Annotated in this window: 20 protein-coding genes; 8 read left to right on the top strand and 12 right to left on the bottom strand. The window is 58.7% G+C overall.

Going from position 1 to position 21,214, the window contains the following annotated elements; genetic code table 11:
• Nucleotides 1-126: 126 nt before the first annotated feature.
• Nucleotides 127-1,581 carry a sugar porter family MFS transporter gene (locus ACR6A7_RS13310; RefSeq protein WP_434125357.1) on the top strand — a complete coding sequence of 485 codons (1,455 nt, stop codon included), beginning with the start codon at nucleotides 127-129 and terminating at the stop codon, nucleotides 1,579-1,581.
• A gap of 97 nt (nucleotides 1,582-1,678) precedes the next feature.
• A complete protein-coding gene (locus ACR6A7_RS13315; protein WP_434125359.1) occupies nucleotides 1,679-1,936 on the top strand; it encodes a hypothetical protein in 258 nt (85 codons plus the stop codon).
• 26 nt (nucleotides 1,937-1,962) lie between these two features.
• Here ACR6A7_RS13315 and ACR6A7_RS13320 read toward each other — a convergent pair whose 3' ends face one another.
• Nucleotides 1,963-2,250, bottom strand: coding sequence for a hypothetical protein (locus tag ACR6A7_RS13320; protein WP_434125360.1), 288 nt, complete (start codon nucleotides 2,248-2,250; stop codon nucleotides 1,963-1,965).
• Nucleotides 2,251-2,301: 51 nt separating this feature from the next.
• Nucleotides 2,302-3,066, bottom strand: a complete 765-nt coding sequence (budC, locus tag ACR6A7_RS13325; RefSeq protein ID WP_434125361.1) for a meso-2,3-butanediol dehydrogenase — start codon at nucleotides 3,064-3,066, stop codon at nucleotides 2,302-2,304.
• Between the two features lie 151 nt (nucleotides 3,067-3,217).
• Between budC and ACR6A7_RS13330 the strand changes: the two genes are divergently transcribed.
• Both ACR6A7_RS13330 and ACR6A7_RS13335 read left to right on the top strand, forming a co-directional pair.
• Nucleotides 3,218-4,420: an FAD-dependent oxidoreductase gene (locus ACR6A7_RS13330; protein ID WP_434125363.1), complete on the top strand. Its 1,203-nt coding sequence runs from the start codon at nucleotides 3,218-3,220 to the stop codon at nucleotides 4,418-4,420.
• Nucleotides 4,421-4,483: 63 nt separating this feature from the next.
• Entirely contained in the window at nucleotides 4,484-5,764 is a 1,281-nt protein-coding gene (locus ACR6A7_RS13335; protein ID WP_434125365.1) for an MFS transporter, read from the top strand.
• 283 nt (nucleotides 5,765-6,047) lie between these two features.
• Here ACR6A7_RS13335 and ACR6A7_RS13340 read toward each other — a convergent pair whose 3' ends face one another.
• The 5 genes from ACR6A7_RS13340 to ACR6A7_RS13360 all read right to left on the bottom strand — a co-directional run bounded on the left by ACR6A7_RS13340 (nucleotide 6,048) and on the right by ACR6A7_RS13360 (nucleotide 11,586).
• Nucleotides 6,048-6,296: an ElaB/YgaM/YqjD family protein gene (locus ACR6A7_RS13340; RefSeq protein WP_033747813.1), complete on the bottom strand. Its 249-nt coding sequence runs from the start codon at nucleotides 6,294-6,296 to the stop codon at nucleotides 6,048-6,050.
• Nucleotides 6,297-6,631: 335 nt separating this feature from the next.
• Nucleotides 6,632-7,321, bottom strand: coding sequence for a DUF421 domain-containing protein (locus ACR6A7_RS13345; RefSeq protein ID WP_434125366.1), 690 nt, complete (start codon nucleotides 7,319-7,321; stop codon nucleotides 6,632-6,634).
• Nucleotides 7,322-7,508: 187 nt separating this feature from the next.
• Nucleotides 7,509-8,522 (bottom strand): zinc-dependent alcohol dehydrogenase family protein, encoded by a 1,014-nt coding sequence (locus ACR6A7_RS13350; protein WP_434125368.1) that lies wholly within the window; start codon nucleotides 8,520-8,522, stop codon nucleotides 7,509-7,511.
• Nucleotides 8,523-8,703: 181 nt separating this feature from the next.
• Nucleotides 8,704-9,912 carry an aldose 1-epimerase family protein gene (locus ACR6A7_RS13355; RefSeq protein ID WP_434125369.1) on the bottom strand — a complete coding sequence of 403 codons (1,209 nt, stop codon included), beginning with the start codon at nucleotides 9,910-9,912 and terminating at the stop codon, nucleotides 8,704-8,706.
• A 420-nt stretch (nucleotides 9,913-10,332) separates the two neighbouring features.
• Nucleotides 10,333-11,586: an MFS transporter gene (locus tag ACR6A7_RS13360; RefSeq protein WP_434125370.1), complete on the bottom strand. Its 1,254-nt coding sequence runs from the start codon at nucleotides 11,584-11,586 to the stop codon at nucleotides 10,333-10,335.
• A 437-nt stretch (nucleotides 11,587-12,023) separates the two neighbouring features.
• On the opposite strand from ACR6A7_RS13360, the gene ACR6A7_RS13365 reads away from it, so the two are divergent.
• Together ACR6A7_RS13365 and ACR6A7_RS13370 are read left to right on the top strand one after the other, a co-directional pair.
• Entirely contained in the window at nucleotides 12,024-13,988 is a 1,965-nt protein-coding gene (locus tag ACR6A7_RS13365; protein ID WP_434125372.1) for a methyl-accepting chemotaxis protein, read from the top strand.
• Between the two features lie 166 nt (nucleotides 13,989-14,154).
• The gene (locus ACR6A7_RS13370) at nucleotides 14,155-14,361 is read left to right on the top strand and encodes a DUF2767 family protein (RefSeq protein ID WP_103795540.1); all 207 of its coding nucleotides are present in this window, start codon (nucleotides 14,155-14,157) and stop codon (nucleotides 14,359-14,361) included.
• Between the two features lie 67 nt (nucleotides 14,362-14,428).
• Here the strand turns inward: ACR6A7_RS13370 and ACR6A7_RS13375 are convergent, their stop codons facing one another.
• The 3 genes from ACR6A7_RS13375 to ACR6A7_RS13385 are packed head-to-tail and all read right to left on the bottom strand — an operon-like array spanning nucleotide 14,429 to nucleotide 18,071.
• Nucleotides 14,429-16,018, bottom strand: coding sequence for a hypothetical protein (locus ACR6A7_RS13375; protein ID WP_434125374.1), 1,590 nt, complete (start codon nucleotides 16,016-16,018; stop codon nucleotides 14,429-14,431).
• A gap of 12 nt (nucleotides 16,019-16,030) precedes the next feature.
• Nucleotides 16,031-16,834, bottom strand: a complete 804-nt coding sequence (locus tag ACR6A7_RS13380; RefSeq protein ID WP_434125375.1) for a nucleotidyltransferase domain-containing protein — start codon at nucleotides 16,832-16,834, stop codon at nucleotides 16,031-16,033.
• A 13-nt stretch (nucleotides 16,835-16,847) separates the two neighbouring features.
• On the bottom strand, nucleotides 16,848-18,071 hold the full coding sequence (locus tag ACR6A7_RS13385) for an RtcB family protein (protein ID WP_434125377.1): 1,224 nt from the start codon (nucleotides 18,069-18,071) through the stop codon (nucleotides 16,848-16,850).
• Nucleotides 18,072-18,262: 191 nt separating this feature from the next.
• Between ACR6A7_RS13385 and rtcR the strand changes: the two genes are divergently transcribed.
• A complete protein-coding gene (gene rtcR, locus ACR6A7_RS13390) occupies nucleotides 18,263-19,837 on the top strand; it encodes an RNA repair transcriptional activator RtcR (RefSeq protein WP_434125378.1) in 1,575 nt (524 codons plus the stop codon).
• Nucleotides 19,838-19,839: 2 nt separating this feature from the next.
• On the opposite strand, the gene ACR6A7_RS13395 is transcribed toward rtcR, so the two are convergent.
• Nucleotides 19,840-20,403 carry a hypothetical protein gene (locus ACR6A7_RS13395; RefSeq protein WP_434125380.1) on the bottom strand — a complete coding sequence of 188 codons (564 nt, stop codon included), beginning with the start codon at nucleotides 20,401-20,403 and terminating at the stop codon, nucleotides 19,840-19,842.
• Between the two features lie 62 nt (nucleotides 20,404-20,465).
• Nucleotides 20,466-20,795 (bottom strand): hypothetical protein, encoded by a 330-nt coding sequence (locus tag ACR6A7_RS13400; RefSeq protein ID WP_434125381.1) that lies wholly within the window; start codon nucleotides 20,793-20,795, stop codon nucleotides 20,466-20,468.
• A gap of 213 nt (nucleotides 20,796-21,008) precedes the next feature.
• On the opposite strand from ACR6A7_RS13400, the gene ACR6A7_RS13405 reads away from it, so the two are divergent.
• Nucleotides 21,009-21,188: a hypothetical protein gene (locus ACR6A7_RS13405; protein WP_033747773.1), complete on the top strand. Its 180-nt coding sequence runs from the start codon at nucleotides 21,009-21,011 to the stop codon at nucleotides 21,186-21,188.
• Nucleotides 21,189-21,214: the final 26 nt, after the last annotated feature.

The following is a 21,214-nucleotide window of genomic DNA, read 5'->3' on the forward strand; positions in this document are numbered from 1 at the left end:
GCCGCGCGCAAAGGGAAAATCAGGTGACGCGCGTCACAAATTCAAAAGGGCAACTATACTTGTTACTCTTGCCTGAGTTGGTGAAATTATAAGCAAATTCAGGGTATTAAAACTCATGGAGTGAATGTGGAGCAGAATAAACCTGAATCAAACGACAGCAGCGCGCCGTCGGCCGATACCGTTCGGCAGCGGCTCTTTTTTGTGGTGCTGGTGGCAACCATGGGCGCACTCGCCTTTGGCTACGACACCGGCATTATTTCCGGCGCGCTGCCCTATATGACGCTGCCGCCCGCACAGGGCGGTCTTGACCTCACCCCCTTCACCGAAGGGCTGGTGACCTCCTCCCTGATCTTCGGCGCCGCGATCGGCGCGTTTCTCAGCGGCTATGTCTCCGACCGCTTCGGCCGCCGCATCACCCTGCGCAGCCTGGCGCTGCTCTTTGTCGCCGGCGCTATCGGCACCGCCGTTGCGCCTGACGTCGAGATAATGGTCGCGATGCGACTGCTGCTCGGCATCGCGGTCGGCGGCGGCTCCTCAACGGTGCCGGTGTTTATCGCCGAGATTGCCGGGCCGCGCCACCGTGCGCCGCTGGTGAGCCGCAACGAGCTGATGATCGTCTCCGGCCAGCTGCTCGCCTATGTGGTCAGCGCGCTGATGAGCTACCTGCTGCACGATCCGAAAATGTGGCGCTATATGCTGGCGCTGGCGATGATCCCCGGCGCGCTGCTGTTTATCGGCACCTTCTTTGTTCCCGCCTCGCCGCACTGGCTGGTGGCGGAGGGGCGTATCAAAGAGGCGATGCGCGTGATGAAGAAGCTGCGCGAAACGCCGCGCGAGGTGCGTAAAGAGATGGCGGAGATGCGCAAACAGGCGCGCGCAGTGGAGCGTGGCCCGTCGGCCGGTGAGCTGCTGCGCGAGAAATGGGTGGTGCGTCTGCTGCTGCTCGGCGCGGGCATGGGCATCGTCATTCAGTTTACCGGCGTTAACGCCTTTATGTACTACACGCCGATTATTCTGAAAACGACCGGCATGGGCACCAGCGCCTCCATTGCCGCCACCATCGGCAACGGCGTGGTGTCGGTGCTGGCGGTGATGGCGGGGATCCGCGCGGTAGGGCGCTTCGGTCGCCGTCCGATGCTGATAACCGGGCTGTGCGTGGTGATCGCGGCGCAGCTGGCGCTGGGCGCGGTGCTGGTCTTTATGCCGCAGAACCTGACGCAGAGCCTGCTGGCGCTCGCCTGCATCATGCTGTTCCTGTTCTTTATGCAGATGTGCATCTCGCCGGTCTACTGGCTGCTGATGTCGGAGCTCTTCCCGATGAAGGTGCGCGGCGTGCTGACCGGCACCGCCGTCTCTTTCCAGTGGATCTGCAACGCGGCGGTCGCCTTCGTCTTTCCGCCGCTGCTGGCGCTGGCGGGCAACAGCACCTTCTTTATTTTTGCGGCGATTAACGTGGCGTCGCTGGCGTTTGTGGCCCTGATGCTGCCGGAGACGCGCGGCAAATCACTGGAGCAGATCGAAACCCTGATGCGCGAGCGTTTCGGCGAAACGGATAACGTTGCCGCCAGCGACGCGGCCTAGGCGCAAGCTGCGGATTATCCCGCTGATAATCCGCAGCTATCACACCAAATACTATTACCGTCTGGCGGCCGGCGCGCCAGCCGGGAATAATCTCAGCATGGCTACTTATCGAATCAAAGTGGGATTCCATAATCCCTCCGCGCTGACCTTCCGGGAGCTGGATGCGATTCTGGCTGAAGCGTCATTCCGCGCCGCGCAGTCACAGCGCGCCGGCGTCCGTTATTTCACGGAGTATGAATATGAGTCGGAGGGCGATCTCTGTTCGGTGTGCGCGCTGGCCTATAACCACGCCTGCAAAGTGAGGAAATGTCCGCTGGTGCTGGTGGAGATGCAGAAGGCTGAGGCGGGCGTCTGATCGAGGCTGACGCCGCGCCCCGAGAGTTACAGCAGTTCGTCGGTCTGAATCGGCTGCGCATGGGCGCGCTCAACCGCCTGCCTGACCTCATCTTCACTGGGATTCTCTTCCGTCGCCACGTTGTAGCGTTTGCCGTCCACCGCAATCACCGTCACCGGCAGCACGTAGCGCTGTAGCGCCTCGCGGTTCGGCGAGGTGCTGCTCTCCGTCTCTTCAGGCGCTTTGATCTCAACCTCAACTTCTACCTGGCCCGCTGCAAAGCTTTTGACCTCGCCGTGATAGCCGGCGCCGAAAATCAGATAATCCTGGTTCATAGTCTCTCCTGAGGGTGAGCGGCATCGCACAGCGCGATGCCGTCGGTGGCGCTATGCCTGTTTCGGCTGCCCGTTCGAGGCGGTAATGCCGCCGTCGACCGGCAGATTGACGCCGGTAATGTAGCGCGCGTCGTCGCTGGCGATAAACAGCACCGCGATGGCGATATCGTCCGGCTCGCCAGCGCGACGCAGCGCGATGCGGTCATAGAAGCGCTCCATCAGCGCCTCGTCGTTTTTCATCTCTTCAGTGAGGTCGGTGAAGGTCAGGCCGGGGCAGATGGCGTTGACGCGCACGCCGTCGGCGCCGTAGTCCATCGCCAGCGAGCGGGTAAAGTTGGTCACCGCGCCTTTCGCCGCATTGTAGACGCTCATGCCCCAGTCGCCGCCCAGGCCGGACACTGAAGAGATATTGACCACGTTGCCCTGGGTTTTCAGCAGGTCGGGCATAAAGTGGTGAATACAGTAGTAAACGCCGTCAAGATCGACCTTCATCAGCTTGTGCCAGTCATCCGGCTGCACCTCGTGAATGCGGCCCTGTACTACGCTGCCCGCGTTGTTGACGAGGACATCGACGCGTCCATATTTCTCCGCCACGCGATCGCGCAGCGCCTTAACCTGATCGACCTCGGCGACATCGCACGGCGCCACCAGGTGATCGCCTGACGCCAGCATCGCGAGCGTTTTCTGTAGCTTCTCTTCGGTTCTGCCAACCAGCACCACGGCGGCGCCTTCACGGGAAAACTGTTGTGCCGTAGCCTGACCTATACCCGAACCCGCTCCGGTGACAACGACCACTTTTCCTGTAAATCTCGACATGTTCTCTCCTTATGGTGGGGTGTTTGACATTACCTTTAAGCCTGGCAGCCAGATGAGATCGTTCAAGCCAGACGGCAAAATCCCTGCAATAAGTCTGTACTTTATGCCTGACAGCTGGCCTACACTGTCAGGCACTAACCGAGGAGTGACTATGCCATCACAGACGCTTTCCGCTGACTGCTGCATCGTCGGCGGCGGTCCGGCGGGCCTGATGACCGGCTACCTGCTGGCGCGCGCCGGCCTGCAGGTGGTCGTTATTGAAAAACACGCCGATTTTCTGCGCGACTTTCGCGGCGACACCCTTCACCCCTCCACGCTGGAGGTGATGCATCACCTGGGCCTGCTGGATAAGCTGCTGGCGCTGCCGCATCAGCGCGCCGAACAGCTGCAGGCGGAAATGGGCGGAGAAGCGGTGACGATGGCCGATTTTTCGCGCCTGCCGGTGCGCTGCCGCTTTATCGCCTTTATGCCGCAGTGGGACTTTCTTAACTTTCTTGCCGACCAGTGCGCCGCCTTTCCCGGCTTCAGGCTCATGACCTCGACCACCCTCAGCGAGCTGATCGTCGAGCAGGGGCGGGTGTGCGGCGTCACCGCGCTGCGCGACGGCCAGCTGCTGACCCTCCGCGCGCAGCTGGTCATTGGCGCCGACGGGCGGCATTCGGCGGTCAGGGCGCAGGCGGGGCTGACCAGCCGCGCCTTCGGCACGCCGCGCGACGTGATCTGGTTTCGACTCGACAAGCAGCCTGACGATCCCGCGATGGGCACCGGCCACAGCGGCCCGCGCAACAACCTTATCGTTATCGATCGCGGCGACTACTGGCAGTGCGGCTTCACGATCGAGAAGGGGGAGTTTGAGGCGCTGCAGCGTGACGGGCTGGGGGCGCTTAAGCAGCGCATCGCCGCGGTGTTGCCGTTCGACGCCGGACGGCTGGAGGCGATCGACGACTGGTCGCAGATCCGGCTGCTGTCGATTCGTATCGACCGGCTGGATAAGTGGATGCGGCCCGGACTGCTCTGTATCGGCGATGCGGCGCACGCCATGTCGCCTGTTGGCGGGGTCGGCGTCAACCTGGCGATTCAGGATGCGGTGGCCGCCGCCAATCTGCTGACCCGGCCGCTACAGCGTGGCCGCGTCACGCTGCGCGATCTGGCCCGGGTGCAGAAACGACGTCAGTTTCCCACCGTGGCTACCCAGTTTTTGCAGATCAAAATGAGCCGTAAACGGCCGGGCGGAGGCGGGAAAAACCCGATGCCGGGCATGCTGCGCAAATGGCCGTTCCTGCGCTTTGTCTTTGGGCGGCTGCTCGGCCTGGGGTTTCGCATGGAAAAACCGCGCCGCTTTGCGGCGCGCTGAGGCCGAACGCGCGTTGCAATCCTATACTTGACGCATTAAAGGATCCGTTATCAGGAGAGGCCTGTGGAAAATCCTCAACTGCTGGCGCAGCGTCAGCGACGCGCGTTACTTGCCGGTTCGGTCGGCAACTTTATTGAATGGTATGAGTTCGCCGTTTACGGCTTTCTCACGACGCTGATCGCGCAGAATTTCTTTCAGCTACCCGGCGCTTCGGCGCTCAGCAGCCTGATCCTGACCTGGGCCTCCTTCGCCATCGCCTTTTTCTTTCGTCCACTGGGCGCCGTCATCTTCGGCCGCATCGGCGATCGGATCGGCCGCAAGCCGACGCTGATCGCGGTGCTGCTGCTGATGACGCTGGCGACCACCCTGATTGGCCTGGTGCCGACCAGCGCCGCGCTCGGCATCGCCGCGCCGCTGATCCTCACCGGGCTGCGTATTCTGCAGGGGCTGTTCGCGGGCGGCGAGTATGGCGGCGCGGTGGCGCTGATGACCGAATTCGCGCCGCCGGGCAGGCGCGGGCTCTACGGCGCATGGCAATCCTTTACCGTGGCGCTGGGGCTGCTGGCGGGCGCGGGCGTCGTGGCGCTGCTGTCGGGGCTGCTCAGCCCCGACGCCATGCTCGCCTGGGGCTGGCGCGTGCCTTTCCTGCTGGCGCTGCCGCTCGGGCTGATTGCGCTGTGGCTGCGGCTGAGCATCGAGGAGACGCCGAGCTTTATTCGCCAGCACCAGCAGACCCGTCCGCAGGCGAGCGCCGCGCAGACGCTGAAAATTATCCTGCTGGCGATTGCGCGGGTGATGCTCTGGTCGGCGGCGGGCTATACCTGGCTGGTGATTATGCCCAGCTATCTGCAGGCGGCGCTGCATACCGGCTTTAGTCAGGCGCTGCTGAGCGCGGTGATCTCTAATTTAGGCTTTGCGGCCACCATTTTACCGGCCGGCTGGCTCAGCGATAAAATCGGCCGCCGCCGTGTGATGCTCACCGCCAGCGTCTTGCTGCTGCTGCTCGCGTTTCCGCTGCTCAACCTGTTGCAGGCTGACACCACCTCGACCGCGCTGCGCGCGCTGGTGGTGTTTATCGCCGGCGGCATTGTCGGCATGCTGGCAGGGCCTGGCCCCGCGATGCTGGCGGAGATGTTTCCCACCCATGTGCGCTACACCGGGCTGGGGCTCGCCTATTCGCTGTCGAACGCCATCTTTTCAGGCTGCGCTGGCCTGATTATCACCGGCCTGATGAAGCAGACCGGCAATCCTGATATCCCGACCTGGTACATGATGGCCACCGCGCTGGTCACTATTCCCGCGCTGATGACGCTGAAAAACAGCGAGGCTCAGCAGCGGCTGTAGCCTCTACATCAGCGCAATGCCGAACCGTTTTAACAATCGTCTGTTTTGAGATAAGCCAGAGCACGTTTTTTCCTCAAAGAGCCTGAAAAACGCTGACAGTTAGCAGCAGCCGAACGGGCAATGCGGCGAGTCAGGCGGTCGCGAGAAAAGAGGATGACAGCTTTTACCCTGTACGGGAACTGGAAAGCGCGATGCGGAGTAGAGAGAGAAGGGAGCCTGACTGACGGGAAGGGACAGGCGTCCCTTCCCGTTCTTTCCGCGTTATGCGGAAAGCGGCGCGGGCTTATTTACGCCCCAGCAGGAAGCCGATAAAGACGCCGACGCCAGCGGCGACTGCCAGACCGGCAAGCGGGTTTGACTGGACCTGGTCTTTAATGGTGTCTGCCGCGTCGCGCGCAGCGTAGGTCGCCTGGTTGGAATAACGACGTGCGGCACCGCGAACGCGATGACGCGGTGAATCGGTGGCTTCGCCCCATTGCTGCTCAGCGGCACCAGCAACTTCTTTAACGGTATCTTCGATTTTTCCTGACATAGTTCGTCTCCTTTGAGTTGGCGTTCACTAAAAGCGTAGCAAAGCCCGGCGGTTATGCTGGAGGCTTACGCTTTTTTCATCTTATGACGCAAGCTGACCAACCGGGCCGCTGCCGCCCGGCGCACCAGCAGGCTGTTGCCCGCTGGGCGCATGTGGCGGCGCTGGCGCGGTGTGCGAACGTGGCGCGCAGGCCGTAGCGGTATGCGCGCCGAGCCGAGTAAAAAAATCATTACCAGCTGTTTCACAAGCGCCGTCTGGCTAAAAAAACGGCTGAAAGCGTCGCGGGAGAGGGGCCGGCGGGCCAGGCGAGGCACCAGGAGCAAGCGGCCCGCGATTTATGTCCGACGCGAATGCAGCGCCAGCGACCATATATCCCGACCACATTCGGGGCAGTTACCTTTGTCACCGCGATGCATCTGCTGGGTCAGGCCGCAGCGCTTACAGGCATATAAGCCGTCCTGAGGGATTAAGGTGAAGCAGGGACGATGCTCAGCCGGCAGAACGGACAGACCGGGCACGACATCTTCGTCTCGATAGAAATAGAGGCTGAGCTGGCCATCCACTTCGACCAGTCCCAGGCGAATCTGACCAAGATGTTCTGCGCCCGCATGGCGCAGCTCCATTAAAAACTCATCTTCAGAAATATTGAGTTTGTCGAGATTGCTGGAGACATACTTCCCCTGGGAAATAAGGGTGACGACGTTTCCCTCAATCAGGGTCGACAGCGTGGTCGATCGCGACATAGCCCAGGTCGTCAGACGGTAAAGCGCAAGCAGCACGATAAAAACCATGATGACGGGCAGCACCGGCACATCGTCATAAAATGTCACGTCACCAGAAGCGGAGCCCAGCGTCAAAATAATGACCACCTCAAAAAGCGACAGCTGCTGAACGCCTCGTCTGCCAGAAATTTTGAGGAAAATAAACACCACGCTGTAGGCAATAAACACGCGAATGACGACTTCAAAAAGAAAGGTATAAGGCAGATCGTTAATCAGAAACTTATGAAAATCGAAGTCGGCCATCTTGTCTCCTGTTCACGGTTACTGATTGTCCCGGCACCGGTAGTCTGTCAACTGGCGTGGCCTCTGGCGAAGCGGGGTAACGGCGCGGGATAAGAGGGATAGCTTCGGGCACCGGCACGGCCCGGCTAAAGGGCGTGCGGGTGCCATTACAGCAGGGCGATAAGGGCGCGCGCAATGGCCTGCGCTATCACCACTCGACGCAAATTTTGCCCAGATGGGCGCCGCTCTGCTGGTAGCGAAAGGCGTCGCCGAGCTCGGCGTATTTGAAGGTCCGGTCAATCACCGGCTTCTTGCCCATGATCTCCAGCGCCTTCACAAAATCGACCTGGTCCTGGCGGCTGGCCACAATCAGGCCCTTAAGCTGAACCTGCTTTGCCAGCAGAGAGAGCACGGAGATATCCGCTTTATCGCCGGAGAGGATGCCAATCTGCGCAATATGGCCGCCGACTTTGACCGCCTTCAGGGATTCATTCAGGGTGGCCGGCCCGCCCACCTCCACCACGTGGTCGACGCCGACCCCCTGCGTCAGCGCGAGCGCTTTGTCGCCCCACTGCGGCGTGGTTTTGTAGTTGATGGTTTCATCGACGCCCATCGCCCGTACGGCGGCGAGCTTTTCGTCGGAGGAGGAGGTGGCAATCACCCTGGCGCCCATCGCTTTGGCGATCTGCAGCGCCGCGATGGAGACGCCGCCGGTTCCCTGCACCAGCACCGTTTCACCCGCTTTAAGCTGGCCATCTGTCACCAGCGCGCGCCAGGCGGTCAGGGCGGAAGTGGTGATGGTGGCTGACTCGGCATGGCGCCAGCCTTGCGGCGCATGGGTGAAGGCGCTTTCCGGGCGAACAACATATTCGCTCGCCATACCATCAATGCCGTCGCCGGGCGTATGGGCAAAGTTGCCTGCTGCGGGCAGCGGTTTGCCTGCCGGCCAGATGGGGAAAAAGGTAGAGACGACGTGGTCGCCGACCTTGAACGCTTCAACGCCTTCTCCCACCTCTTCCACAACGCCTGCGCCGTCTGACAGCAGGACGCGGCCATCCTGGGTGGGGAACTCTCCGCTGGCCACAATCAGGTCGTGAAAGTTGAGCGAGCTGGCTTGAATCGCCACCCGAATTTCGCCTTTGCCAGGCCTGCCGGGGTCGGCAATATCAGTCAGGGTAATGTTTTCCAGACCGCCGGGCGCCTTGAGCGTGACTGCTTTCATCGTGATCTCCTGTAAAAGCGTAGGTGTTAACGGATAACCGGTTAATTAACCTAATAATAGAAACACTTTATTGAACAGGTGACCTTTTGTGACTCAGAAAAGCGTCCTGAGGATCCTGAACGCCGCGTTCAGGCGTCCTGCAAAAAGGCAAACCGCAGCGATGGCGATCTGCCCGCCAGCCTTACTCTACGGCGATGGGTTTCTCATCCACCGTGGGCTGTTCATCGCCCTGAATCTGCTTAATGCGCTGTTCGGTTGCGTTAACCGCGCTGGCGCTGCTCAGCAGGGTATAGGTCAGCTCAAAGGTGGTGCTTTGGCCCGGCGCTAACTGCTTCACGCGACCCTGCTCTTTTTCAATGGTGACTGGGTAGGCGTAATTGGTGCCCGGCTCAATGCCGGTGACGTAGCCCTGTTTCAGCGTATCCGTGTTCTTCCACATCGTCAGCAGGGGAAGCTGGTGGGTATCGAACTCAATCGAGGCGCCTTTATCGCCTTTGCTGTTGATCACCGCCGCCAGCGTTTTGCCGCTGCTGTCCGCTTTTGGCACCAGGTTAAACACCATCTCGTCGAAATCTTTGGTCGGCGCGTCGTAAATATTCCAGGCTTTCAGGCCGCTTTTTGCATAGTCATTAAAAGGCGAAACCGACTTCAGCGGGGCGATAAAGCGCGCCGCTTTTTCCAGAATCGGCGTGCCGAAGTTGCTGTGATAAATAATTTGATAGTCATGCGGATAGTCGCCGCGGTTGGTCAGCACGTCATGCAGGGTAAAAGATTTCGCGCCGGGCACATAACGCAGTTCGGTCCAGGTTTCCAGATTCGCTTTTTTAAAGGTGCTTTCTTTCAGCAGACCGCGCACGCGAATTTCATGCGGCGCCTTATCATCAATGACGACTTCAACGCGTGAGGCTGGCGTATTGCCCGCCTTCCCGTGCAGGGTATAGATTCTGCCATCTTTCGTCACGGGATGCCCGGTCCACTCATAGCCGCAGCGCACCATCATTTCATTGAATCCTTCCAGCCAGCCCAATCCGTTGCGGCTTTCAAGATTAATATAGGCAGGGTTGACCACCTCGCTGACCGGCGAATCCCATCCCAGACGAACGCCATCGCTATTCACGTGCAGCAAATCCATGCCGCGCGTCGGGCTCAGGGCGATAGTCAGGCCATTTTTGCTGGTGATGGTCAGCACCTTTGAACCTTCCTGTTTGCCGCCGTGCAGGACTTTCTGCTGTAAGCTGAAGTCGTCGCCAGAGAGCTTCAGCGCTTTACTGTCAATCTGCCAGTTTCCCTTGTCCGCACCGGCTTCAGCATCCGTCAGCACCCACGTTTGCGCTGCTGCCTGACCACTGATTACCGCCATAACCATGCCTGCTAAAAGTGCCTTTTTCATTTTATGCATCCCGTTGCTGAATTGATTTAGCTTGAGTCGGCCAAGAGTATTAATTGCGGCCGTATGAAAACGTGATGAGCTTCACCTGACACGATTTTTCGTCGGGAGGATGAAATAAATCAGATCTGCGTCACAGGTTTTCGCTTGATAAACCATCGATACAGCGCGCTTTAAGCAGCAGAGAACCGAAAAAGAGGTGTTTTGTTAAATCGTTTCAGCTAAGCAGCCGTTTCCCGGCCGGTTATTTCATCTTCACCTCATATTTAGAAAGCGACTCCAGACAGGAAGGTGATATCTGCCTGCGGCGGTCTGCTTCGTCTTTGGCAAGGGGCATATTACAGGGAGGCTCAGGGGCGGGATCGTTTCGGCCCGTCCACCAGGCAGACGGGCTCGCCGATCGCAGAGGGGTAAGCGACGCAGCTAAACATCCTGTAAACGGCTCAGAATGCTGATCCTGAAGAGGTAAATTAGCGCGCACAGCATCAGGCTAAGCAGGGCGGTGCAGAGAAAGACGCCAGCACCGGTCAGCGCCAGCATAACGCCGCCAATCAACGGCCCGGCCGCGATCCCCAGCGTCGTCAGCATAGAGGCGCCCAGATAGGCGCCTCTGTGCTTTGCCGGCGCCAGCTGATCGAGCAGGATATTCAGGTTCGGCATAAGAATCGCTTCCCCCAGGCTAAAGACGCCGGTCACCGCGAGCCACAGCCAGATTTCCGTTGAGCGCACGGAAAAGAAAAGGAGCTGCGACAGAGCGAAAATAAGCCCGCCCAACAGAATGCGTTTCGGCAGAGTCATCTGCGCCATAAACCGCACAATAAATGTCTGAAACAGCAGCACGGTAGAGGCATTGGTGACCAGTATCAGGGTGATCAGCTTCACTGCCGCGTTGCCGTCAAGCAACAGCAGGTACTGAGGCAGTATCGCTTCATAATGGATAAACACCACGCTGCATAAAATGCTGCACAGCAGCGCTGCCATATAGGTTCTGTCTCTGGCGATAATCGCCACCATCTGGTTCAGCTTTACCGGCGGCTCATTGCCAGCCTGCTGCTCGCTCAGCAGTTTGCCCGCCGGGATAAACAGCAGCACGTAAGCGAAAAAAGGGAGGTAGCTCAGCCCAGTGATCAGAAAGGTTCCCTTTTGTGAGGTCAGGCCAAAGACGATCCCCACCAGCGGACCAAACACCGCCGCGACGTTAATCAGGTAGTAGCGCATTTGCAGCGCAAGCGCACGGCGACGGCGATCGCCCAGCAAATCGCTCATCAGCGCGCGCAAAGGGGGATCAACCCACGCAAAGGAGACGCCGGTAATCATCAGGCCAACGATAAACAGCCCCAGCCCGGTGGCCTGCGCCAGGATGATATAGCCCAGCCCGGAGAAGGCGCAGCCCAGCAGCAAAATCACGCGTCGTCCCAGCCGGTCCGAGAGTTGGCCGCCGTACATACCCAGCGCCACCGAGAAGAGCGCGCTGCTGGTCATCGCCATGCCTATGGCGACCGGCGACAGGTGATAATTTTGCGTCATGATGACGGCGATAAACGGCCACGCCATAAAATAGCTAAACCGTATAACAAGCGTAAAAAAGAGCAGCGCATGGACAGCCGCCGGGAAGGATTTTAGCGTCTGGAACAGACCCGGATCTGCACTCGCGGCAGCGGCGTGTTTAATCGGCATACGTTATCCCTGTAATGGTTTTTATTAACACGCTGAAACGCTGATTAACATAACTGACTAAATATTAATAAAATTATTATCTGGCGGCGGCAAGCCAAATGTTACCAGACTGTTTAATTCGTCAGCTTATGATGTGAAGGCGGGGAGGCGCAGAGCAATATAAGGTAAAGCGCGAAGCAGGTAATTAAATGCGGAAGTAACCACTAAAAGCACGCGCGAATGCCTCTTTCCAATACATATTTAACTCCTCTTATCAGTGATGCCAGTCACATTAATCGCTGAAGCTCTGGCTCCACAGGTCGATAACCCCTTGCTCAGCGCATTTTCTGACGCTGACCAGGGATCATGAGTACTGATTGCGAACGGACCTGCTTTTAGCCCTCCTTTTTTACAACACCAGCCTATGCACAACTTTTAATCACAGTGGAAATAACAATATGTCTGCTCTCAAGGCAATGGGTAAACGCTTTTTCGGTTCAGGTTTCGCAGGCGCGTCTCAGCCCGCTAACAACATTTTTAACTGCGAGAGCCTGCCGGCCTCGCTCGCTGCGGCAGGCCTCAGCCCGCGCGCGGCAGGGGTATTACTGACGTTCGTGCCGCCCGAGGCCGATTTTCAGAGGGTCAGCCAGGCCTGGCAGCGCTTTACCTCGGCGGATTTAACCGTCATTACCCTCTCCTCTAACGGCGCGCTCAGCGCCAGCGGCAGGCAGACAACCTACTGCAAAGGGGATAGCCAGGAGGGAAGCTGGCTCTGGCTGCCGCGCAGCCTGATCGCGGAACATGAAACCCATATCGTTGACCTGCATCTCAGTGACACCCACACGGCGACCGATCGTATCAGCGCGATTGAGCAGGAGCTGGCCGCGATCAGGCTGCGCATGCCGCTCTCTGCCGATCGCACCTTTGCCATGATCTACTGCGACGGGCTGTCGGCGTCGGAAGGATTTTTGATGCAGGCGTGGTACAACAGCGATCGCTTTCCCTGCCTGGCGATTGGTGGCTCGGCGGGCGGGCGCGTTAACTTTGACGGCACCTGGATCGGCGTAGGCGGTCGCGTGCTGCAGGGGAAAGCGGTGATCGTTTTCTGTCGCATGGCGGCGGGCAAATCCTTTGCGCCTTTTAAAAGCCAGAACTTTGAGCCGCTGAATAAGAGCTGGCTAATTGCGGAAGCGGATCCCGTTACCCGCACCCTGACCTCGGTGTTCAATCAGCAGGGGCAGCAGCAGCCGTTTACCCAGGCGCTGGCGGAACATCTGGCGTGCAACGAACAGCAGCTTACCGAGCGGCTGAAGGGGCTGACCTTCGCCGTTAAGGTGGGCGAGGCGTTCTTTATTCGCTCCGTGGCGAAAATGACGAGCCACAGCGTGCAGTTTTTTTGCGACCTGGAATTCGGCGACCGGCTCTATCTGATGCGCGAAACCGATTTTAAGCAGGCGACGCTGCGCGACTGGCAGGCGTTCACCGCACGCCACGGCAAACCGGCGGCGATCCTGATGAACGACTGCATACTACGCCGCGTCGGCAACGCCGATCGGCTACACGACGCCCACTTCTTTAAAGGCATTCCCGCCGCCGGCTTCTCCAGCTTCGGCGAAATCCTGGGGGTGCCGATCAATCAGACCCTCTCTGCGCTGGTGTTTTTTAATCACGACGCCAATGCGATGGCGCAATTTCCCGTGGAGTATGCCAGCTATGCGGCGCATTACGCCCAGCGCGCGCTGCGTCGCTGGGAGGCGCTGAACCGCGTGCAGTCCGGCGTGCTGGCGCGCGTGGTGAATTATCAGCAGGAGCTGGCGCCTATCGTGAAGGCGCTGCCGGTGCTGGAGGCGGCGACCCAGAGCCAGAACGAAGCGCTTACCATGGCTGAAAGCGCTATCCGCGCCATCAGCGATCTCGCCAGAGAAAGCCAGCAGGCACAGGGCCGATTAGGCGAAGGGTTGGACGATCTGGAGGAGATATCAAACGGCATCAATGTCATTACGCATGGCATCAGCAATATCGCGTTCCAGACCAATATTCTGGCGCTGAACGCGGCGGTTGAAGCGGCGCGCGCGGGCGAAGCGGGCAGGGGATTCGCCGTGGTGGCGGGCGAAGTGCGCCGTCTGGCCCACTCGTCTAAAGAGCAGGCGGAAGCCACAGCAAGCAATATCAACGATGCGGTGAGCACCATTTCACGCATTCGCGACGTGGCCACCAATACGGTGCAAACCGCCACCGATATGGCCGAGCGCAGCATCCACGCGGCCGATACCATCGCGGCGATGAGCCATCGCACGCGCGAGGAGCGCGCAGACATGACGAAACAGCTGGATAGCCTGCGCACCCTGACCGCTGGCATGGACGCCATGCAGGAAGCGGTGGCGGAGCTGAAAGTGCTGCAAACGCTCTCAACCCGCCGGTAAGGCACAACCGGCGCAGCTCTCTGGAGAAGAGTTGCGCCGGTGGCGAAGCGAAGCCCTAAGCCTCAGATGCGGTTCCGCCCGCCGCGGGTTTGCGGCGCGCGACGATCCTGACTACTGTTTCTGAGTACTCTTTTACGACGACTGGCGAAGCCTGGCAGGAGGAGCGATGAAGCGCGATGCATTAAATGAAGAGGATTATGACGAAGTCTGCCGGGTCATTGGCGATGCGGTGGTGGTGCTGGCTGAATCGGGCCATGAGACCAAACGGGAAGAGATTTCCGCGCTGCTGAAACGCGCGCGGCAGCACCGCTCCCACAGCGAGCGCGATGAGCAGCGGATGCTGGAGCACGCGATCCGTCTGGTTAAGCCTTAGATGCTGGCGGCGCAGCTGCACTTCACGACTGAATAAAAGCCCGCTGAAAGCGGACCTTGCCTGTCGGTCAGCCGTGTTGGCACAAGCGATCCCGCAGGCCCTTTAGTCGTTGCTGCACTTCTTCGTACGGTTCACTTTCAACGCATTCTTCAATGTAGTGAAGATGAACAGACAGGCTATTTAGTGGCCATGCTTCAAGAGCATTGAGCGCCATTTGACGGTTTCTTATCACTGGACTCCGGAGTGCTGCTTTAAGTAAAGGCCAGCCTGTTTCCGGAAAGCGCTTTAATTCCTGTAATAGCGAATCCAGATGGCGGTGAACGTTCCATTTGGGTCCTGTACCGCTGCTAAGCGTCGGCCCGCTCGCGAGGGCATTAAGGTCAAACTGCGTCTCAGCCAGAGAACAGACCTGAATAGCCTGGTTGATATCCTCAGTTTGCATAAGTTGATACCAGAGGGTTGACTCAGGCATATCACGCTGGCGTGCAAACAGGAGGGGAAAGGGATCTTTTTGACGATCGCGGCATACGTCGATCGCCAGATTGAATAGATAACCTGCGTCACCCGCCAGCGCTTGTCGGGTGACGTCATCCCAGAGATTTAATGCCAGAATATCAGCACTCATTGTCACCAATTGGGCGGAGAGTGAGGGAGCGAGCGAGGCTTCCTGCCGTGCCCACTCACCAATACGTTTGGCCGTAAGGTAGTGCAAAGGATGCGCTGGCTGCTGGGCAATCACGTTTTGTAAATAGCGTTGGCAGGTTTCCACCGCGTCGTCATAAACCGACATGCCGGGAACCGAATCTTCATTTAACAAAGCGCACACTATCTCGGCCGCACTCAGTAGAAGCGCATCGTCATGTTCGCTCGCCAGGGCTTTGCACAGTTCGCCGTGAACCGCGCAATTCACCGCAGTGTATTCATTCATAACTGAATTAGAGAACCCTTCGCGTAAAAGCCAGCCGCGCATCTTGTCATCCAGCATCTCAGGCATACGTTCCATCAAATGAACCCGGCCCCAGCCGTCTACGCGTTGTGCCATCGCGAACCAGCGCTCTGCATAGTGCTCTGGAGTGAGCATAGAACGCAGCGCCACAACCGCGTAAAGCGTGAACTCATCGTGGCGTCCCAGCACCTGTAAGAGATCCACGCTTTGCTGCTGCGGAAAGAAAGCCAGCAGAGCCATAGCGAACTTTATCGCATTTTGATCCGGACTGCGGGTGCACAGAAATAACAGCAGTGCATTGAGCCGGTCCGCTCGCAGGCCCTCTGCGGTGGGGATAGCTTTTAGCAGCTCATCGATATAATGCAGCGGAGAGCCCTGAATAATTAAGTCATACAGCGCCTGCATCGTTGTTGCATTTGGTTTCCCTGTCGCCTGCTGCAAACGGGACAAAATCTCTTCTGCGCCAGTATCGCCACCGCCTGAGCCGAAGTGATAAATCATGGTGCCTTCAAGCGCGCCCGGCGCCCAGAATACTTCATCCGATCCCTCCAAAGGCTGACATGGCAGCACGTTATTATCCCAGGGCAGGGGGTGTGCCTGCTCATACGTCTGTTCGAGACGTGCGTAGAGGGAGGGCCGTTGCGCATCCCATACCACCGGAAAAGTCTCTTTTGTTTTGATGTTCAGCAACCTGACAAGCCAGCTTTTCATCTGCATTCCCTTTTAAGTCATCTTGCCCATGACGGTGTTAAACAGCAGTGCATCCAGTAATGCATCATCGCGCTGGTGAGGCGGCGGCGCGAGCGTGGTTTCATCACGCGCCAGTTCATGCTCGATAAAGGCGTGCAGCACGGGGCGGCGCGGCCCAAACTGCGCCTCGCCGGCGCGCTGTTTGGCGCTAAGCAGTGCCGCGATCTCCTCAAGTAACGGTCCCGCCTGCACGGTGCCCGCTAATAACCGATCGAAGCGCATAGGCGGTGCGCCTTTGCCCGCTTCTATCCATCGTACCGCCAGCAGCGGACGCAGCACATAAAAGTACTTTTTCAGCCTGACGGTATCGCTCTGCAAATAGTGATGGAAGTTCTTGTGGGCCATTGAGCGGTAGTGCCAGCGCGCCCGCTCGGGCGAAAAGAAACGCTCGCCGAGCGCCCGCAAGCCAGTCATAACCGCCTCGTCCTGCCGATAGATAACGGGCGAATCGAGCCAGTCGATCAGCGTCGGGTTGGCGCGCTTTAAAAGACCCAGCGCCTTTCGCCACTCCCAGCCGCAGAGATCAAGTTCGGCATCGATGGGCTTTTCAATAACGTCGCGCGGCGACTCAACGCGCAGGTACCATTCAGGTTTGTGCACGTAGAGAAAACGGACATCATAATCGCTGTCCGGGGAGGCGAAGCCCCAGCCCCGGCTGCCTGATTCGCAGGCGAATACTATCCGGATATCGTGCTCAGCTTCCGTTTGCGCCAGAACAGCGCGAACGCGGGCGCGCATCGGTTCGTCAACGCCGTGTAATCCCGTTTCTATTTTCATCCTTCTTTTCCTTTTATCCTTTTACGCAGACCACCTGGCGCAGCGTGTGAACGATTTCCACCAGCGAGGACTGCGCCGCCATCACGGCATCAATGTCTTTGTAAGCCATAGGGATTTCATCTATGACGTCACGATCTTTGCGGCATTCAACGTGGGCCGTGGCGCGGATCTGATCGTCGAGAGTGAAACGATTTTTAGCGGCGGTGCGGCTCATGGTGCGCCCCGCACCGTGGCTGCACGAGCAGAAGCTCTCTTCGTTGCCCAGGCCGCGCACGATAAAGCTTTTGGCACCCATTGAGCCGGGAATGATGCCCATCTCGCCCCTTTGCGCCGACACCGCGCCCTTGCGCGTAATCAGTACCTGCTGATTGAAATGCTTCTCTTTCTGCACATAGTTGTGATGGCAGTTCACCGCCTCTTGATGGGTGGCGAAAGGTTTAGTAATGGTGGCGGACAGCGCTGCCAACACCCGATTCATCATGACCTCGCGGTTGTGGTGCGCATAATCCTGCGCCCAGCCTACCGCCTCCAGATAGTCGTCATAATGACGGCTGCCTTCCCGGAAATAGGCGAGATTGCGGTCGGGAAGGTGGGCAATATGCTGCTGCATATCTTTCTGCGCCAGCGCAATAAACAGGGTGCCGATCGCGTTGCCCACGCCACGCGAGCCACTGTGCAGCATGACCCAGACGCGATCGGCCTGGTCGAGGCAGATCTCGATAAAGTGGTTGCCTGTGCCGAGCGTTCCCAGATGCTGGTGATGATTGGTTTTCAGCAGCTGCGGATAGCGCTCCGTCAGGCGCGTAAACCGCCCGGCCAGTTGCGACCAGTGCGCATCGACGTCAGACGGCGTCTGGTGCCATGCGCCTTTATCCCGTTTGCTGCGGCTACTGCTGCGCCCGTGTGGCACGGCTTGCTCAATGGCGCTGCGCAGGCCCAGCAGGCTGTCAGGCAAATCGGCGGCGACCAGGGAGGTGCGCACCGCAATCATGCCGCAGCCGATATCGACGCCGACCGCCGCTGGAATAATGGCGCCCAGCGTCGGGATCACGCTGCCAATCGTAGAGCCTTTACCCAGATGCACATCAGGCATAACGGCCATATGTTTAAAAATAAACGGCATGCTGGCCGTATTGAGCAGCTGCTGTTTAGCTTCAGGTTCGACAGGGACCCCTTGTGTCCACATTTTTATCGGCGCGCCCGCGCCAGACTGGAGCAGTTCAAACTGAATGTTCATCATTTTTCTCATCATTTGCTATCGGCATGACGTAATAGATAGCGAATAGCGTGCCAGAGTGCGGAGCTGGCAAGAAATAAATCTAATCTCTTGTATTTAAACGAGATGATTTTAAAAGGAGGATTTGCCAGACAGCGCGCAGACGGATAATCTTATCTTTCTGGACAGGGATTTATACAGCAGGATAAAGCATGAAAAAGCGCGTTGTTATTGGCGTTCTGGGCACGCAGCTCGACAGGCGCGGCAAGCGCCAACATCGCTGGACGAAGTGGCGCCCTAGCGTCGCGTTATGTCAGCACGATGATCTGCCCGTTGACCGTTTTGAACTGCTGCATCAGCCGGGCGACCTGAGCCTGGCGCAGCGGCTGACAGAAGATATTGCCGCCGTCTCGCCGCACACAACGGTGATTCTGCATGAGGTGAGCCTTAACGATCCCTGGGATTTTGAAGAGGTGTACAGCGCGTTTCTCGATTTCGCTACCCGCTATGCTTTCGATACCGAGAACGAAGAGTATCTGGTGCACATCACCACCGGAACGCATGTGGCGCAGATTTGCTGGTTTTTGCTTACTGAAGCACACTACCTGCCAGCCAGTCTGTTACAGACCGGCCCGGGGCGGCAGGGAGAGGCCACGCCGCAGGGCGTCTATTCGGTTATCGATCTCGATTTGAGCCGCTATGCGACGTTAACCAGCCGTTTTCAGCGCGAGCAGCAGAGCTCAGTCTCGTTTCTCAAATCGGGCATTGAAACGCGTAACCCCACCTTTAACGCGCTTATCGAACAGATTGAACGCGTTGCGCAACGATCGGGCGCCCCAGTGCTGCTAACCGGGCCAACGGGCGCGGGTAAATCCTTTCTGGCCGGGCGCATTTTCCAGCTGCGGCAGACACGGCATCAGGTGCAGGGAAAGTTTGTGGCGGTAAACTGCGCGACGCTGCGCGGGGATAACGCCATGTCTACGCTGTTTGGCCATGTGAAAGGCGCCTTTACCGGCGCGCTGGCAGCGCGCGCGGGTCTGCTGCGCGAGGCTGACGGCGGCATTCTGTTTCTGGATGAAATTGCCGAGCTGGGGCTGGATGAACAAGCCATGCTGCTGCGCGCGATTGAAGATAAATGCTTTTTTCCTTTTGGCGCAGACCGCGAAGTGAGCAGCGATTTTCAATTGATCGCCGGTACCCACCGGGATATGCGTCAGTGGGTCAGGGAAGGGCGCTTCCGGGAAGATCTCTACGCGCGTATCAATATGTGGACATTCCGGCTGCCGGGCCTCGCTGACCGGCGAGAGGATATTGAGCCTAACGTCGATTATGAACTGCAGCGCTTTATTCGCGACAATCGCAGCCAGATACGCTTCGACAAAGAGGCGCGCGCCCGCTACCTGCGCTTCGCCAGCTCAGAGGCCGCCGCCTGGCCCGGCAACTTTCGTGAGCTGGGGGCGAGCGTCGCGCGGATGGCCACGCTCGCTGAAAACGGTCGCATCACCGCAGCGCTGGTGGAGGAGGAGATTAACCGACTGCAAACCACATGGCAGCCCGCTGAGCAGATGCAGGCCACTCTGCCGGTTGAGCAGGCTATCGACCTGTTCGATCGCGCGCAGCTGGAAACGGTCATCGCCGTGTGCCGACGCTCAGCCTCGCTCTCGGAAGCCGGACGTGAGCTTTTCGCCCACTCCCGCCAGCAAAAAAAGCAGCCCAACGATGCGGATCGCTTGCGAAAATACCTCAAGCGTTTTGATTTAAGCTGGGAGGCGGTGCGGCAGAGATAATGCTACGCTTGCTGGGCCAGCAGCCCCGGCCGGCTGGCGGGGTACCAGCTCACCAGAAAATGCCGCAGATGATCGAGGCACCACTCCGCCTCGTCGCGCTGCTGGCAGTAGTACATCACCGTGACCTTTTCATACTCGCGTGCGCGCTGGCGCAGCGGCGACCAGCCCCAGTCCAGCACGCAGCGGGCGTAGTTGATCAACACGTCTGGCTGCATATCGTGCTGCGTCGCCTGCTCGCGCAGGTAGCGTCCGAACGCCTGGTCGAGGGTCAGCGTCTCTTGCCGGTCGACCGGCAGATCGGGACGAAAGGCGAAATCGATAAAGCCGCATACCGCATCGGCGCGCTGCTGCCAGTCACAGGCCAGCGTCATAAACAGCCCATCCTGCAGATTAATCTCTTCCAGCAGACGCCGCAGATTTGTTGACTGCGTCAGCACCGCAATCTCGTCGATACGCTCGGTCTGCAGTGTCAGATCGATGCCGCACGGGTTGAGAGAGCCGTCCTCGTTACGCGTGGCGGGAAAGGGGAAATCGATGTAGCCGTTGTTGTCCAGTCGCTTTTCCATGGAGGGTGAGCCTGCAGCCTGACGAGCCACGACAATAAACGATCTCGCCGCCGGACGCACGCCTAAGGGCACGTCCAGGTGATCATGGTGTCCTGGTATGGATTGATCAGGCGGAACTGCTTATCCGACAGCCGCTGGGCGTAGTAGCCTTCGGCCGTCACAGCCGAGGGAACATATTTGAAACGATCCAGCGACTGCAGTGTCCCACTCTGCACCTGAACGCCATCGCGGCTGACGGTAAAGGCGCTGACGAGATCGAAAATCTTCGCCTGAGTCTGTCCCATCGGCTGGCCGTAGAGGGTAGTGACTTCGCCAGCGCACTCGACCCCTTTCGGGCCGGAGGCGCAGCCGGCAAGCAGCGTAATAAAAATGAAAACGGTGAGTCGCAACATATCCTGTACCTGCTTCAATCCCTGGTTATCCCGTGGCGCTGATTTTGACGCGTTGCGTCGCGGCTATTGTGATCATAGCAGGTCTGGCGCGGCGTCCCATTTGTAGTTCGATTAATAGTTAAGCGTTAAACGTGCCAGAGGGTGACTTGAGTAGCACATTAAAGGTATTCTTGCCATCTTTGCGCACCAGTTGGGCGATTTAAGGGAAACTGAATGAAAGAAGAAGAAGCCAGTCTAATGATTATCCGTCATGCGATCGAGAGGCTTGAAGCGGAAAAGAAGCAGCAGGTGATCTCCTGCGTGGCGGCCATCCGCGATGTTATGCAGGGATACGACGAAGAGGACGCCTCGCTGGCGTTAATGCTGGTCGCCGCCGAGGTTGCGGCGGAATAATCTTCAGCCCGGTGCTGCATGATGCG

It is taken from the genome of Pantoea phyllosphaerae (assembly GCF_051025595.1).
Classification (GTDB): Bacteria; Pseudomonadota; Gammaproteobacteria; order Enterobacterales; family Enterobacteriaceae; genus Pantoea.

What these genes read in the sequence shown, in the direction of transcription:
- ACR6A7_RS13315 (WP_434125359.1), top strand. Translation starts at nt 1,679, where the DNA reads ATGGCTACTTATCGAATCAAAGTGGGATTCCATAATCCCTCCGCGCTG.
- ACR6A7_RS13320 (WP_434125360.1), bottom strand. Translation starts at nt 2,250, where the DNA reads ATGAACCAGGATTATCTGATTTTCGGCGCCGGCTATCACGGCGAGGTC.
- budC (WP_434125361.1), bottom strand. Translation starts at nt 3,066, where the DNA reads ATGTCGAGATTTACAGGAAAAGTGGTCGTTGTCACCGGAGCGGGTTCG.
- ACR6A7_RS13330 (WP_434125363.1), top strand. Translation starts at nt 3,218, where the DNA reads ATGCCATCACAGACGCTTTCCGCTGACTGCTGCATCGTCGGCGGCGGT.
- ACR6A7_RS13340 (WP_033747813.1), bottom strand. Translation starts at nt 6,296, where the DNA reads ATGTCAGGAAAAATCGAAGATACCGTTAAAGAAGTTGCTGGTGCCGCT.
- ACR6A7_RS13345 (WP_434125366.1), bottom strand. Translation starts at nt 7,321, where the DNA reads ATGGCCGACTTCGATTTTCATAAGTTTCTGATTAACGATCTGCCTTAT.
- ACR6A7_RS13350 (WP_434125368.1), bottom strand. Translation starts at nt 8,522, where the DNA reads ATGAAAGCAGTCACGCTCAAGGCGCCCGGCGGTCTGGAAAACATTACC.
- ACR6A7_RS13355 (WP_434125369.1), bottom strand. Translation starts at nt 9,912, where the DNA reads ATGAAAAAGGCACTTTTAGCAGGCATGGTTATGGCGGTAATCAGTGGT.
- ACR6A7_RS13360 (WP_434125370.1), bottom strand. Translation starts at nt 11,586, where the DNA reads ATGCCGATTAAACACGCCGCTGCCGCGAGTGCAGATCCGGGTCTGTTC.
- ACR6A7_RS13365 (WP_434125372.1), top strand. Translation starts at nt 12,024, where the DNA reads ATGTCTGCTCTCAAGGCAATGGGTAAACGCTTTTTCGGTTCAGGTTTC.
- ACR6A7_RS13370 (WP_103795540.1), top strand. Translation starts at nt 14,155, where the DNA reads ATGAAGCGCGATGCATTAAATGAAGAGGATTATGACGAAGTCTGCCGG.
- ACR6A7_RS13375 (WP_434125374.1), bottom strand. Translation starts at nt 16,018, where the DNA reads ATGAAAAGCTGGCTTGTCAGGTTGCTGAACATCAAAACAAAAGAGACT.
- ACR6A7_RS13380 (WP_434125375.1), bottom strand. Translation starts at nt 16,834, where the DNA reads ATGAAAATAGAAACGGGATTACACGGCGTTGACGAACCGATGCGCGCC.
- ACR6A7_RS13385 (WP_434125377.1), bottom strand. Translation starts at nt 18,071, where the DNA reads ATGAACATTCAGTTTGAACTGCTCCAGTCTGGCGCGGGCGCGCCGATA.
- rtcR (WP_434125378.1), top strand. Translation starts at nt 18,263, where the DNA reads ATGAAAAAGCGCGTTGTTATTGGCGTTCTGGGCACGCAGCTCGACAGG.
- ACR6A7_RS13395 (WP_434125380.1), bottom strand. Translation starts at nt 20,403, where the DNA reads ATGGAAAAGCGACTGGACAACAACGGCTACATCGATTTCCCCTTTCCC.
- ACR6A7_RS13400 (WP_434125381.1), bottom strand. Translation starts at nt 20,795, where the DNA reads ATGTTGCGACTCACCGTTTTCATTTTTATTACGCTGCTTGCCGGCTGC.
- ACR6A7_RS13405 (WP_033747773.1), top strand. Translation starts at nt 21,009, where the DNA reads ATGAAAGAAGAAGAAGCCAGTCTAATGATTATCCGTCATGCGATCGAG.